The 13,920-nt window shown below is 46.3% G+C and carries 11 protein-coding genes; 7 read left to right on the top strand and 4 right to left on the bottom strand.

Annotated elements, in window-relative coordinates:
* Positions 1–143: 143 nt before the first annotated feature.
* From DWW90_RS18380 to DWW90_RS18370, 3 genes are read right to left on the bottom strand one after another with little or no spacing between them, the layout of a single operon-like run.
* Positions 144–1,070: a PmoA family protein gene (locus DWW90_RS18380; RefSeq protein ID WP_122346044.1), complete on the bottom strand. Its 927-nt coding sequence runs from the start codon at positions 1,068–1,070 to the stop codon at positions 144–146.
* Positions 1,071–1,083: 13 nt separating this feature from the next.
* Positions 1,084–2,202: a sensor histidine kinase KdpD gene (locus tag DWW90_RS18375; protein ID WP_122346027.1), complete on the bottom strand. Its 1,119-nt coding sequence runs from the start codon at positions 2,200–2,202 to the stop codon at positions 1,084–1,086.
* Between the two features lie 4 nt (positions 2,203–2,206).
* A complete protein-coding gene (locus tag DWW90_RS18370; protein WP_158582872.1) occupies positions 2,207–4,111 on the bottom strand; it encodes a HAMP domain-containing sensor histidine kinase in 1,905 nt (634 codons plus the stop codon).
* Positions 4,112–4,465: 354 nt separating this feature from the next.
* Between DWW90_RS18370 and DWW90_RS18365 the strand changes: the two genes are divergently transcribed.
* From DWW90_RS18365 to DWW90_RS18355, 3 genes are read left to right on the top strand one after another with little or no spacing between them, the layout of a single operon-like run.
* A complete protein-coding gene (locus DWW90_RS18365) occupies positions 4,466–5,140 on the top strand; it encodes a succinate dehydrogenase/fumarate reductase cytochrome b subunit (RefSeq protein ID WP_115498491.1) in 675 nt (224 codons plus the stop codon).
* Between the two features lie 35 nt (positions 5,141–5,175).
* Positions 5,176–7,119: a fumarate reductase/succinate dehydrogenase flavoprotein subunit gene (locus DWW90_RS18360; RefSeq protein WP_115498492.1), complete on the top strand. Its 1,944-nt coding sequence runs from the start codon at positions 5,176–5,178 to the stop codon at positions 7,117–7,119.
* A 21-nt stretch (positions 7,120–7,140) separates the two neighbouring features.
* On the top strand, positions 7,141–7,896 hold the full coding sequence (locus DWW90_RS18355; RefSeq protein ID WP_115498493.1) for a succinate dehydrogenase/fumarate reductase iron-sulfur subunit: 756 nt from the start codon (positions 7,141–7,143) through the stop codon (positions 7,894–7,896).
* A 360-nt stretch (positions 7,897–8,256) separates the two neighbouring features.
* Here the strand turns inward: DWW90_RS18355 and dusB are convergent, their stop codons facing one another.
* Positions 8,257–9,240, bottom strand: coding sequence for a tRNA dihydrouridine synthase DusB (dusB, locus tag DWW90_RS18350; RefSeq protein ID WP_122346025.1), 984 nt, complete (start codon positions 9,238–9,240; stop codon positions 8,257–8,259).
* A gap of 158 nt (positions 9,241–9,398) precedes the next feature.
* Between dusB and DWW90_RS18345 the strand changes: the two genes are divergently transcribed.
* The 4 genes from DWW90_RS18345 to DWW90_RS18330 all read left to right on the top strand — a co-directional run bounded on the left by DWW90_RS18345 (position 9,399) and on the right by DWW90_RS18330 (position 13,881).
* The gene (locus DWW90_RS18345; RefSeq protein ID WP_115498495.1) at positions 9,399–9,755 is read left to right on the top strand and encodes a BlaI/MecI/CopY family transcriptional regulator; all 357 of its coding nucleotides are present in this window, start codon (positions 9,399–9,401) and stop codon (positions 9,753–9,755) included.
* A gap of 14 nt (positions 9,756–9,769) precedes the next feature.
* Positions 9,770–11,335, top strand: a complete 1,566-nt coding sequence (locus tag DWW90_RS18340; RefSeq protein ID WP_122346024.1) for a M56 family metallopeptidase — start codon at positions 9,770–9,772, stop codon at positions 11,333–11,335.
* A gap of 56 nt (positions 11,336–11,391) precedes the next feature.
* Positions 11,392–12,627, top strand: a complete 1,236-nt coding sequence (locus tag DWW90_RS18335; RefSeq protein WP_122346023.1) for a tetratricopeptide repeat protein — start codon at positions 11,392–11,394, stop codon at positions 12,625–12,627.
* A gap of 66 nt (positions 12,628–12,693) precedes the next feature.
* Positions 12,694–13,881 carry a 6-bladed beta-propeller gene (locus DWW90_RS18330; protein WP_122346022.1) on the top strand — a complete coding sequence of 396 codons (1,188 nt, stop codon included), beginning with the start codon at positions 12,694–12,696 and terminating at the stop codon, positions 13,879–13,881.
* Positions 13,882–13,920: the final 39 nt, after the last annotated feature.

Genomic DNA, 13,920 nt, shown 5'->3' with positions numbered 1-13,920 from the left:
ATGGCGAAAAACTCCCAAAAAAGGAGAAAAAGCGCATTTTTGACGTCTGAAAAGAGGATTAACATTTATTTGGTTTCAGATGTCTTTGGGGGATGGAAAATCTATTTTTTACAATAAGCCCCCTAATTTATCGGCAAGTTAGCTCACAATCTCTCTGCCGTTGCCGCATCAATTTTCCGGTCCAACACGTAAATCCGGTAAGACAGGCTTAACTCCTTACCCGGTTCCAACGTAAAAGCTTGCTGCTTTGTCGGAGAGAAATTCCACATCACATCGCCGGCGGGTTTATTGACAGTCTTGTCCCAGACACGCAAAGGCTCCGGATAGTTCAGATTAGAAGGATTGGCAACAATCAGGATACAGGCATCTTCGTTTCCGGCTTTCCCTTGAAAATAACACCAACGAGCTCTTGAGCCATCCGCCTGATCACGGGTAAGCCCTTCGGATGTAAGCATTTCAGCGGTCTGGTCATTCCAGTCTTCGCGCGTACGTATACATATACCGCCATATCGGTAAGCTTCCATTGTAATCGGGCTGGAGCCGGCACAACGCAATGTTGTGTGGTAATCGATATAATAGCCCGGCAAGTCCGTTTTGCCGATACTGACTTCCAGTTTCTCATTCATCGCCACCTTTTCTGCGGGAGAATCCGGATAAACAACATGATCCAACGTCGCCGCAAAGCCGGTATCGGAAACACGGTCGAAATTACGGAAACGGACAGTTCCTTGCTTTTTATTGAGATTCCAAAAATCGATCTCATTGCCTTCAAACGTCGTTTTCGTCCAGGCATACCACAACCCGAAATGATGGTAGTGGTCGGAAGGCGAACAATTGGTCAGCACTTCACCCTTCAACGTCTTCAACGGATGGATAAAACCACTGCGCTTATAAACAGTATCCACTCCGGGAGCCGGATAAACCATCGCATAATTATAGGAGAACAAAGGCTTGCCATCCATACTATAGGTTAAAGATTTGCCGGTATCCTCCACCGAAAGAGACGCCTGTTGACAACCGGCAAACAAGAAAGAAATAAAAACACAAACAAAAAATGGTACAACTTTCATAATGATATTCTTTTTATAATGCTTCGCTATCATCCGGCATACGCAAGGGCAGGGTGAACCAGAAAACAGAACCTTTCCCCGGCTCCGACTCCACTCCTATCTGACCACCCATGTGATCTACAAAACCTTTGCAGAGCGCCAATCCCAATCCGACGCCCTTTGATTTGTTAGCGACAGCCTGGATAAAACGGGCAAAGATCTTCCCCTGTATTTCATGCGGGATACCTTCACCGGTATCGGATACAAAGAAACGAATCTGTTCCGACCCGGACAAGGCACATCCGACCCGTATTTCCCCTTCCGATGTATGTTTAACAGCATTCGACAAAAGATTGGAGAGTATTTGCGTCAACCGGTTGCGATCTGTAAACATATGAAGATCAGGAATAGGCTCCATGACCAGCTTCACCGACGGAGCGACCTGCAATGCGTAAACCTTGCACAATCCATCGACCAAGTCGGGTACATAAACCTTCGAATAAGAAAACGAGATTGTATCCGACTCGATTCTGGAAATATCCACCACATCATTCAACAGATCCAGCAATAATACATTATTATTTCGAATTATGCTAATATATTGTTCGCAAACTTCCGGGTCCGTCTCATCGGCCAACAACTGCGAAAAACCGGCGATGGCATTAAGCGGTGTCCGGATTTCATGGTTCATATTGGCAAGAAAAGCTGATTTCAACTGCTTGGAACGTTCCGCCTTATCACGGGCCTCCGCCAACTTTTTACGCATCCGGCGATTGACCTGTATCATCACGAACAACAGAAGACAGCAGAACAGCAGACAGGAAATAAACAAATACAGGAAATCCGATTTCAAATGCAGCTGTTCGTTTTCCTCCGCCATTTGCCGGGCTTCATTCTCAGCCCGGAGGCGGTCGATCTGCTGGACATAAAAAACCTCTTCGAGCGAATCCCGTGTGTCGGCCAGATGAAGGTATGAATCGAACGCTCCTTTATAGTCGCCCGATTCTTCTTTCCTTACGGCTTCATCATAAAGTTTCCGGAGCTGTTCCGCAGTGGAGTCAGGCAAAGCCCTTGTCCCCTCTAACTCGGCAGAGACAAGAGAGAACGGAAAAACCGAAAGAACTATACATAATATGAATATATACCGTTTCATCTTTCTATATATGTTTAAGAGGCATCACAAATTCTATCCGGCATCCCGACTCCGTCCGGACCGGCATGGACATCCGTCCGCCCATTTTCATAATAAGTCCTCTGCTGATCACCATACCCAATTGTATATTCTCTAACTTGCTGGCCGTTTGCGCCAATCGATCGAACATAAACTGGCAAGCCTCTTCCGAAAAGACGATGCCCTTGCAGCTAACAAAGAAAACAACTTCTTCGCCTTCCGCCTGATATCCAAAAGAGACTTCCCCTGACTTGGCATGCAGAAATGCACAATGAAGTATATTCTCCAAAACCTGGGCAAGCCGTATCGGATCGGCCGTCATCCGCATCTCTTTTACCGGGAGTAGGCACAAACGAACCTCCTCGGTAGCAAACGATTGCATCTTCATATAGACTTCACGTACCAGCCGGGCCAGGTTTACATCTTCATAATGAAATTGCATCCGGTCCGACTCGATCTTCGAAACATCCAAAATATCGAAAATAACACGTTGTGCCAGTTCGTTGCGCGAACAAAGCGAAACAGCATATTCCTGTCTTTTCTCCATCTCCGTCTCACGGATCAGAGACTCGGAAAAAGCAGATGTTTCTTGCAGGAAATCATTTACCACGCGGGTCATATTACTCAGAAAAACAGAAGTATTCTCATCGGCCTCCACCGCCTCTTTCACCGCCACAGCCAACAGACATTTAATCCGGTAAAAACGGTAACACAAATAACAGAGCAACAAGAGAGCCAATGCAAGGGAGAAAGCCAGTATTAACTGGAAATGAATGACTAACGATTGTTTTTTTCTTTCTGTTTCGAGCTGATTGATATGGAAGAAGGAACGAAGTTGATGAGATTGGCAGTCAAACCGGGCACAGCTAAGGGAATCGGCAATTTGCACACAATGGCGAAGTTCTTCGGTTGCCTGTTTATAATCACCTTTCTTAGCGGCTATAACCGCTCTTCTACGGCAGACATCCGGATTCTCACCCGAGTGGCGGAGTTGCAAATAGTAGGCTGCCGTGTCCAGGCACGCCGTCGCCTGATCATAATCCCCTACCGCCAGATAATAGTCCGACCAAGTAAAATAGAGGCCATCCTTATAAGTATCATAAATATCGCTTTGCTTATATTTGTCGGCTTTCTTCAGGCAGGAACAGGCTTCCGCCGGATGGTTGCAGTAAAGCTCGTAATCCGCTTCATTGCAATAAACCCAAATCCAGTAATAGGAGAAATAATCTTTCGGTTTGTCGGGATTAAGCAAATGGAAATCGATCAGTTCCCGGCGTACGGAGTCGACATAAACGATCACCCGCTCTTCCCGGTTCAACTGACGGCTGGATTCTGCTAAAATAAAATAGAATTCCATCCGGTTCATATGTTTGTCTTTCATGCCATCCAGCAGCCGAACACCCCGTTCGGCCCATTCCAAAGCGTCATTACACCGTCCCGAGATATAACAAGCATAAGCAATTACATAGCAAGCCTCGGCTATATCGCCCGCACTCCCGATTTCTTTCGCTTCCTTATACATCTCCCGTCCTTTCTGAAGGGCCAGCTCAAATTCGCCACGGTCCGTATATAAGGTGATAATCATAGCCTGAGTTTCGAACAGATAATCCAGCATCTGTTCACGACGGAAAAAACTGATAGCAGGTACCGACACCTTCTCGGCCTGTTCCCAATCGACAGCATTATAATAATGGCGGATTTGATTCCGGTAGGCATAGGCTTTAAAATTCCGGTTTTCCGGACCTTCCGACTCATTTAGGAGAGAGTCGAGATACAATAGTTCTTCAGGCGTATCATCAGCCCGTTCGCAGCAATCTTTCAGATATTGTAACCGAATAGAATCGGCAGGAAAGGAGTTCACAGCATTACCTCTTTCCTGACACCAGATCATACCAGTCGCATATACGAATAATAGTCCGGAAAATATACATCTCCTCAGGACGTTCATTACCACGATTTAATTGTTATTCTATTCTACCCTATGCAAAAAGTTATATATTCTGATCAGAAGGTTGTATATCCTGACCATTTTGCAAATATACAACAATGTAGCAAAGCTGCAATAGTATTGTAGAAAAAATTAACTTTCCCTCTCAAAAAAACACTTGGAAAATCAACCATCCAATTGCCGAAATATTTCTTTAATCGTTTGCGTGATATGTGGATTTAGCCTACCTTTGCACGATAATAACCATAGATTGGAAGAAATTTCTAAATACAATTAAATAACTTAAATTATTATCTTATGTGGTTACTTAATTCTTCTATCGGGAAGAAGCTGATAATGAGCATATCAGGTCTTTTCCTAATTCTGTTTCTATTGTTCCACTTGTGTATGAACATAGCAGCGGTATTTTCTGGTGAAGCGTATAATGTTATTTGCGGTTTGCTGGGATCTAACTGGTATGCTCTGGTTGGTACATTAGTGTTGGCTGCTGGTGTGGTAGTACACTTTGTGTATGCTATCATTTTGACCCTGCAGAATCGTAAAGCACGTGGTAATGACCGTTATGCTATCAACGCCCGTCCTAAAGGCGTTGAATGGGCTTCTCAAAACATGTTTGTTTTGGGTCTGATTGTTATCCTGTTCATGATTTTGCACTTTTCACAGTTCTGGTACAACATGATGTTCGCCGAACTGGCAGGTATTCATGGAGACATTCATCCGCAGGATGGTGCCGCTTTCATCAACTTCTATTTCCAGGGCAATGTTGTAAACACAGTGCTGTATCTGGTATGGTTCGTCGCATTGTGGTTCCACCTGACTCATGGTTTCTGGTCCGCTATTCACACTATCGGTTGGAACAATACAATCTGGTTAAACCGTTGGGAATGCATTTCTAAGTGGGTAGCTACTATCATTTGTGGCTTGTTCGCTGTTATTACAATTATTTTCTTCCTGAATGGTGTAGGTGCTTAATTTAGGTTTAAATCTTCAATTGAAAATAAATCATTATGACTCAAATAGATTCTAAAATTCCTCAAGGCCCGTTGGCTGAGAAGTGGAAAAATTATAAAGATCACCAGAAACTGGTGAACCCCGCTAACAAGCGTCGTCTGGATGTAATCGTTGTAGGTACAGGTCTGGCTGGAGCATCTGCTGCCGCTTCTTTGGCAGAAATGGGATTCAACGTATTGAACTTCTGTATCCAGGACTCTCCCCGTCGTGCACACTCGATCGCTGCACAGGGCGGTATCAATGCTGCAAAGAACTATCAGAATGACGGCGACTCTGTTTACCGTCTGTTCTACGATACAATCAAAGGTGGTGACTATCGTGCCCGCGAAGCTAATGTTTATCGCTTAGCAGAAGTTTCCAACTCTATCATCGACCAGTGCGTAGCACAAGGCGTTCCTTTTGCCCGCGAATACGGCGGTCTGTTGGACAACCGTTCATTCGGTGGTGCTCAGGTATCGCGTACGTTCTATGCCCGCGGTCAGACGGGACAGCAGTTGCTGCTGGGTGCTTACTCCGCTTTGAGCCGCATGATCGGTCTGAACAAAGTGAAGATGTACACCCGCCACGAAATGTTGGACGTTGTCAAGATCGACGGCCGCGCCCGCGGTATCATCGCACGCAACCTGATCACCGGTAAGATCGAACGTTTCTCCGCTCATGCCGTAGTGGTTGCAACAGGTGGTTATGTAAATACATTCTTCCTGTCTACCAACGCAATGGCTTCCAACGGTTCTGCTGCATGGCAGTGCTACAAGAAGGGCGCTTATTTCGCTAACCCCTGTATGGTACAGATTCACCCGACTTGTGTTCCTGTACACGGCGATTACCAGTCCAAGCTGACATTGATGTCCGAATCACTGCGTAACGACGGTCGTATCTGGGTACCGAAAAAGCTGGAAGATGCAAAAGCATTACAGGCCGGAACGAAGAAAGGGAAAGATATCCCCGAAGAAGACCGTGACTACTATCTGGAACGCCGTTATCCGGCATTCGGTAACCTGGTTCCGCGTGACGTAGCTTCACGTGCCGCCAAAGAACGTTGCGACGCCGGTTTCGGTGTGAACAACACGGGTCTGGCTGTATTCCTCGACTTCTCCGACGCTATCAACCGCTTGGGTAAAGATGTTGTAAAAGCAAAATATGGTAACTTGTTCGATATGTACGAAGAAATTACCAACGACGATCCATATGAAACTCCGATGATGATCTATCCGGCTCTGCACTACTCCATGGGTGGTCTGTGGGTAGACTACGAATTGCAGACATCCATTCCGGGTCTGTTCGCTATCGGTGAAGCCAACTTCTCTGATCACGGTGCTAACCGTCTGGGTGCATCCGCTTTGATGCAAGGTTTGGCCGACGGTTACTTCGTATTGCCTTATACGATCCAGAACTATCTGTCCGACCAGATCCAGGTTCCGCGTTTCAGTACCGACCTGCCTGAGTTCGCAGCTTCTGAAAAGGCTATCAAAGACCGTATCCAGAAATTGATGAGCATCAAGGGTAAAGAATCTGTCGATTCTATCCATAAGAAACTGGGTCACATCATGTGGGAATACATCGGTATGGCCCGCGATGCCGAAGGTTTGAAAGAAGCTATCCAGAAACTGAAAGACCTGAAAAAGGAATTCTGGACAAATGTACATATTCCGGGACAGGCAGAAGACCTGAACGTGGAATTGGAAAAAGCATTGCGTCTGGCAGACTTTATCGAGATCGGTACACTGATGGCTCACGATGCATTGGATCGTGCTGAGTCTTGTGGTGGTCACTTCCGTACTGAACATCAGACAGAAGAAGGTGAAGCTCTTCGTCATGATGATAAATTTATGTATGTATCTTGCTGGGAATATCAGGGTGAAGACAAAGATCCTGTTATGCTGAAGGAAGATTTGAATTATGAATTCGTAGTACCTCAGACACGTAACTACAAGAAGTAACAATTTTCAAAAATTAGAATCATGGATAAAGATATAAATATCACACTTAAAGTCTGGCGTCAGAAAGGTCCGAAAGAAAAAGGACAGTTCGAAACTTACCAGCTGAAAAACATTAACCAGGGCACATCTTTCCTGGAAATGCTGGATATCCTGAACGAACAACTGATTAACGAAGGTAAAGACCCTGTAGTTTTCGATCACGACTGCCGTGAAGGTATCTGCGGTATGTGTTCATTGTATGTAAACGGACACCCGCACGGACCGGCAACCGGTGCTACTACTTGCCAGCTCTATATGCGTCGTTTCAACGATGGCGAAACAATCACAATCGAACCGTGGCGTTCAGCCGGTTTCCCGGTAATCCGCGACTTGATGGTAGACCGTTATGCTTACGATAAAATTATCCAGGCAGGTGGTTTCGTATCTGTAAACACAGGTGGTGTGCCTGATGCAAATGCAATTGCTATCCCTAAGGCTGATGCTGATTTGGCTATGGATGCTGCTGCTTGTATCGGTTGTGGCGCTTGTGCCGCTGCTTGTAAGAACGGTTCGGCTATGCTGTTCGTTTCTGCTAAGGTCAGCCAGTTGGCTCTGTTGCCGCAGGGTAAAGTGGAAGCTGCCCGCCGTGCGAAAGCAATGGTCGCCAAAATGGACGAACTGGGCTTCGGTAACTGTACCAACACCCGCGCTTGCGAAATGGAATGTCCGAAGAACATCTCTGTCAGCAACATCGCCCGCCTGAACCGCGAATTTATTTGTGCGAAATTGAAAGACTAATACATTATATATGTATATAGAAAAAGCCCGTTGCTTATCGCAACGGGCTTTCTTTATTTTATGTCCACAAAAAAGCCGCACTCCATATAATAGGATGCGGCCTTTTTGCTGCTTTCCAGCGAAACAATCTCTCGATCCCCTCCCCGCAAAGACTTTTTGTTAACCTTAGATCTAAAATACTATGAAAAAAACTCACTGCAAATATAAACTATATTTATTATAAATGCAAGAGTCTTTAGTTACAATTTATTGCAAATTTGTCATTTTTCCTTTTAAAATTGACATTGTGCGCGATTTCACACTATTATAATATCAATAAACAGCCTGTTCCGGCAGAGGAAAGTCTCCCGGACTCCCCATTCAGATCGAATAGCGTTCAGGGATGGAATCCAGAATACCGAACAGATCTTCCACCGTCTCCGCCCGCAACATTGCAACGCGCGTCTGCTTGAAATCCGCAATACCTTTAAACAACGGAGTAGCAGCCAGATGGCGGCGGATATGCAAAATGCCCCGTCGTTCATCCAAGCGTTCGACACTTTGTATGACCTGTTTTTTCAATATGTCGAGATACCAGGAAAAAGACTCGGCAGGAAGTAATTCGCCTGTATTCAGAAAATGTTTCACCTCCCGGAAAATCCAGGGACGACCGATACTGCCCCGGCCAATCATCACGGCATCCACACCATACTGCTCAAAACGTTGTTTGCATATCTCGGCAGAAGTGACATCGCCATTTCCTATAATAGGAATATGCATCCGGGGATTGTTCTTGACTTCGCCGATCAGTGTCCAATCCGCCTCGCCCGTGTACATCTGCGCCCGTGTACGTCCGTGTATGGAAAGAGCGGCAATACCGCAATCTTGCAACTGTTCGGCCAGATCGACAATAATCTTGTTGTCAGCATCCCATCCGAGACGGGTTTTCACCGTAACGGGAAGTTTAACAGCTTTTACCACTTCACGCGTGATATCCAGCATCAGCGGAATATTACGGAGCATTCCGGCTCCTGCTCCTTTTCCGGCCACACGTTTCACCGGACAACCGAAATTAATATCGAGAATATCCGGCCGCGCCGCTTCACAGATTTGCGCCGCTTCCACCATCGTCGGGACATCGCGCCCGTAAATCTGGATAGCAACCGGACGCTCTTCGTCAGCCACATTCAACTTCTGCTGCGTCTTGTTGACACTGCGGATCAAAGCATCTGCCGAAACAAATTCGGTGTACACCATATCCGCACCAAAACGTTTGCACATCAATCGGAAAGAAATATCTGTAACATCTTCCATTGGCGCCAGGAAGACGGGATGTTGACCTAAATCTATTGTTCCTATTTTCATCTTATATCTTAATATACGTATGCAAAGGTACTGATTTTCTGCCAAAAACAGAGGGGAAAGGATATCTACTAAGAAATATAGTAAAATAACTATACAATATAGTTGTATTACTAAATAATATAGTTATATTTGTGCATTCCGCTAATAAGAAACAGATTATGGTCAGATTAACAACAAAAGAAGAAGAGATATTAGGTTACTTCTGGGCAAAAGGCCCGCTGTTCGTACGGGAATTACTCGACTTGCAGGAAGAGCCCAAACCGCATTACAACACCTTGTCGACAATTGTCCGTTCGTTAGAAGAAAAAGGATATATCGGATACAAGGTGTACGGCAATACGCACCAGTATTACGCGCTGGTATCGGAAGACGAATACCGGCGGAACTCGCTGAAACAAGTGATCGGCAAATATTACGACAATTCCTATACGCGTGTCGTCTCTACTCTGATCGAGGAAGAAGCGCTCACGGTAGACGAATTGCAGGAGCTGATCCGGCAGATCAAGAACAAATAATAAAACCAACGCTTATGGAAGCCTTTCTTCTATACATACTGAAATCCGGCATTTGCCTGGCCGTGTTCTACGTCTGTTTCAAGGCGCTGTTCAGCAACGATACCTTTTTCCGGTTCAACCGTTGGATATTGCTGGCGGGAACAGGCGTTTGCATGCTGCTACCGTTTTGCAGGATTACCACCACGCAACCTCTTCCGCTCAGCCAACCGGTTAGCCAGTTGGAAACGGTTTTCCTGAAAGAAGAGATAAACACAACGCCCATTCAGGAAAATGGAACAACAGCGACAGTTACTCCAACAGACAACGCCGCTATTCCCTGGATAAAGTTTATCGGTATCGCTTATCTGACAGGTTGTTGCGTATGCCTGTCCACGACTGTCCTTTCATTCCGGAAAATGTATCAACTGATGCAAAAAGGGAAGAAACAGAAAGACGGGAAATATACGTTAGTCCTGATAGCCGATCCCATTTCCCCCTTCAGCTGGGGACGCTACATCTTTCTTTCCGGGGACGACTACCGGAACCATCCGGAAGAAATTCTCACACACGAGAAAATGCATCTCCGTTATAACCATTCGGCCGATTTGCTCTATATGGAAATGATCATTCTCTTGCAATGGTGTAACCCGGCAGTATGGTTGCTCAAAAGGGAACTGCGGGACATACACGAATACCAGGCAGACAAAGGCGTACTCAATCAAGGCATCGATGCAACAAAATATCAACTGTTACTCGTGAAAAAAGCTGTCGGCTCCAGCCTCTACACTCTTGCCAACAGCTTTAACCACAGTAAAATTAAAAAACGTATTACTATGATGTTAAAAAAGAAATCGAACAATTGGGCCCGGTTGAAGCTCGCGCTCCTGGTCCCGGCAGGCCTTGCGGCCTTAAGTGCATTCGCCCGTACGGAAACGGTAGTGACGCCTGTTCAAACTCCTGCTCCGGCAGTCATAGAACAGGTTAACGAAGAGCCCTTGCCTACAGCAAGCAAAAGTACGAATTTACAGAAAGATATCCAAGATGATTACAATGTCTATCTGTCTTTTACCAAGAATAATAATGAGGGAAAGGAAGTGATAGACGGCATATCCATCTATGGTGTCGGGGAACAAAAAGCATTGGGAATTGCAGAGAAAGCGATAAAAAACGGAAGGTTCGCCGCTGCAACCAAAGTAATTATCTGTCCGCATACTCCCAAAGTGCCTATGAGCTATTTGGAGAAAATGAAGGATTTATTCGACAGGAACAATATTAAATGTAATATTACGAAAGCGCAGGGATATGATGACAACGGGAATGCACTGCCAACCCCGCCGCCGCCACCTCCTGCACCGGATGCTTACGTCACCCTAAATTACAAAAGCGGAAAGAAAGAGGAAGGAATAATCGTTTACAAACGTTTTCTCGAGACAGGTGAAAAGATAAACGAACGACTGGATAAAATCTATTCCGACGATATTTCAACTGTCACCATCACCACCTACAAATGGACTCCGGACGGAGTGCTTGAAGGAGTTGAAAAGTTTCTGAAAGACAGAATCAAACTGGATGGCGTGAAATATGTGATACAGAAGAAATAATAAATCCTTATTCTTGAGGAATGTATTATCTTTACCCTTTCAAAACAAGGAATACGATGATACATAAAATAAGGCTGGTCATTTTCGCCTGTCTTCTCGTGGCCTGTACGCCAACCGGCCGGGAAGATATTGCAACAACCGGGACACTTCTCCGGCAAGCGGCCTTCTATAAGGAACAGCTGCAATATCTTCCGGCATTGGAAACCTACCGGCAAGCGATCAGGCAAGCGGAAAAAGAAAAGGACAGCACAGCCCTTTCCCTCGCCTATCTGGAAACGGGAAAGATTTACCGGAACCAGTCTCTCAAACCAAAAGCGCTGCAAAGCGAAAAGACAGCATTGGCTTATGCCGAAAGGACAGCCTGCGACTCCCTGCGGATAGCTCTTTACCGGGAGATGGCCGATATTTATGCCTTATCCGGACAAACAGACAGCGCCTTTCACTACTACCAAAAAGCCGGTTGCCGGATCAGGCAAGCCCAAATATTACAGCAAACAGGAAAACAGGAAGAGGCGGAAGCCATTCTGAAAACAGAGCTGGAACAAACACGTTCCCAAGGAGAGAAAGCGGAACTCTATCTGGCCCTCGCCGACCTGCAAATCAGCCAGGGACAACTGAAGGAAGCGGAAAAGAATTTAAGCAAGCTTCCCCCTTCACATCCGCATCTCTATGCAGCTTTGTCACGGATTGCCCAAAGTCGTGGAGACAGCCTGCAAGCGGACTTTTATCATAAAAGCTATCTGCATTATCAGGACGCCTTGCGCAAAGAAATGGAACAAAACCAAGTCACCCAACTTCTCCGCACCTCGGAACAGAAAGAATGGGAAGCGCGTTTATCCGACTCGCAAAAGACACAACAGGGACAGATGTACGTCTGGATCGCCCTCTTAGTGTCTTGCGGAACGGGAGCCTGGGGCTATTCCCGCTACCGGCTGAAAAAGACGGTTGATAGTTTGTCCGAAACAGATTTCCTCTCTTCCGAGATTTATCTCCGTTTCCACAGAAAAGAAGAATGGAAACCGACGCCTAAGGACTGGGAAGAATTGCTGCAAGCCTTCAACCGGGCCTATCCGGAGTTTCGCGAACGGCTGAAAAGAAAGATTCCGAAGCTAAGCGAACAGGAATGGCGGATGTGTTGTCTGATCAAAATGGAAGTTCCGCCCTCTACAGCCGCCATGTTGCTCTGTTGCACCAACCAGGCCATTTCGATGCGACGCGTCCGCCTGTATCAGAAAACGACAGGTGAAAAGGGAACGCCGGAACAATGCGACGCCTTTATTCGTGATTTTTAAGCAGATGTGAACTGATGTGAAACCGCCAGAAAAACCGTTACTCCTACTTTTGCCCGAAAAAAGCGTATGAAAAAGATGTTGTTTTGGCTGATAGCCGTTGTTGCTTTGACCGGATGCGGATCGAAAAATTCCGTCGATAAATTGCCGGTACTCGATCTGACGAACCCTAATTTTGCATCAGACCGGGTAGAGATTTCAGACGAGATAAAATCAATCGAATATGTTCCGTTGGAACTGACAGACGAATCCCTGATCGCCGAGATACTGGATTTGGCTGTTTCCGACGATTATGTCTTTATCTATTCCACCCGCCAGGACGGTATTTTGCAGTTCGACCGCAAAGGACACTTTGTCCGCAGCGTCGCAAAAACCGGAAACGGACCGGGAGAAACGGCACAGATCGTCTCGCTCTCGGTCGACGACGAGAACCGATTGCTGTGCGTCAGCGAATTTTTTTCCACCTCTTTCTACTCTTTTGACGGCGAGTTTATTAAAAAGGTAAATACACTGCGCCCCTATCTCTGGCAATATTGCATCGGTCCCAACACGATGGCCGAAATGGGCCGCGAAAGCATCCCGATGGATACGCCAGGCATATTCAGTCTCGGCGTTTTCAACCTGGCGACAGACGACACGGTTGCGATCCGTCAGACTGTCGGAAACATGGAACTATTGCCATTAAAGGAAACTTTGCTGGGAGAGTGGAGCTTTAACGGAGGCACAGGCGGCATGCTTTGCTATTCTGCCGGCATCGATACGGTCTGGAACTTGGGAATGGACGGCATTCATCCTGCCTTCCGCATCGATTTCGGCTTTTCCGCCGACGAACAGAAGATGGTACGTTCCGAACCGGGTGCGATCGTTGACGGGAAATACTGGATATCCCGCTTCTTCGAGACTCCGCGCCGCTACATTGTCAAATGCTTCGAAGCCGACAACCAGTCACAATTCCATCTATTCAGTCTGGACAAGGAAACCGGAGCGGTATGCCACGAAAAATCTTCAATCGATGCCATGGAACTGTTTAAACATAACCGGATTCTGACGGGTATCGGCATCCATAACGAGACAGACGGCGGCCTTCCTGTCTGGCCGTATTATTCCTATCCGGGTAAAAAACTGATGGTACAACTCAACACCGCCGTAGAGATCGAATACCTGAAAGAGAAATATCCGGAGCTGAAGCAACACCCGGTCCTGCAAAAGATAACCGAAGACTCGAATCCTCTCGTCACAATTTACCATTTACGCTGATCCGCATAAACAGCCCCGGGCATCCGCCAAAAATTCCAT

Origin of the sequence: Parabacteroides sp. AF17-28, from assembly GCF_003479205.1 — a bacterium.
In the GTDB taxonomy this organism is placed as follows: Bacteria; Bacteroidota; Bacteroidia; order Bacteroidales; family Tannerellaceae; genus Parabacteroides; species Parabacteroides acidifaciens.
Note: the sequence above shows the minus strand (reverse complement) of the source record. Positions and strands in the feature narration are given on the sequence as shown.

What these genes read in the sequence shown, in the direction of transcription:
- DWW90_RS18335 (WP_122346023.1), top strand. Translation starts at nt 11,392, where the DNA reads ATGATACATAAAATAAGGCTGGTCATTTTCGCCTGTCTTCTCGTGGCC.
- DWW90_RS18345 (WP_115498495.1), top strand. Translation starts at nt 9,399, where the DNA reads ATGGTCAGATTAACAACAAAAGAAGAAGAGATATTAGGTTACTTCTGG.
- DWW90_RS18375 (WP_122346027.1), bottom strand. Translation starts at nt 2,202, where the DNA reads ATGAAACGGTATATATTCATATTATGTATAGTTCTTTCGGTTTTTCCG.
- dusB (WP_122346025.1), bottom strand. Translation starts at nt 9,240, where the DNA reads ATGAAAATAGGAACAATAGATTTAGGTCAACATCCCGTCTTCCTGGCG.
- DWW90_RS18365 (WP_115498491.1), top strand. Translation starts at nt 4,466, where the DNA reads ATGTGGTTACTTAATTCTTCTATCGGGAAGAAGCTGATAATGAGCATA.
- DWW90_RS18340 (WP_122346024.1), top strand. Translation starts at nt 9,770, where the DNA reads ATGGAAGCCTTTCTTCTATACATACTGAAATCCGGCATTTGCCTGGCC.
- DWW90_RS18370 (WP_158582872.1), bottom strand. Translation starts at nt 4,111, where the DNA reads ATGATCTGGTGTCAGGAAAGAGGTAATGCTGTGAACTCCTTTCCTGCC.
- DWW90_RS18355 (WP_115498493.1), top strand. Translation starts at nt 7,141, where the DNA reads ATGGATAAAGATATAAATATCACACTTAAAGTCTGGCGTCAGAAAGGT.
- DWW90_RS18330 (WP_122346022.1), top strand. Translation starts at nt 12,694, where the DNA reads ATGAAAAAGATGTTGTTTTGGCTGATAGCCGTTGTTGCTTTGACCGGA.
- DWW90_RS18360 (WP_115498492.1), top strand. Translation starts at nt 5,176, where the DNA reads ATGACTCAAATAGATTCTAAAATTCCTCAAGGCCCGTTGGCTGAGAAG.
- DWW90_RS18380 (WP_122346044.1), bottom strand. Translation starts at nt 1,070, where the DNA reads ATGAAAGTTGTACCATTTTTTGTTTGTGTTTTTATTTCTTTCTTGTTT.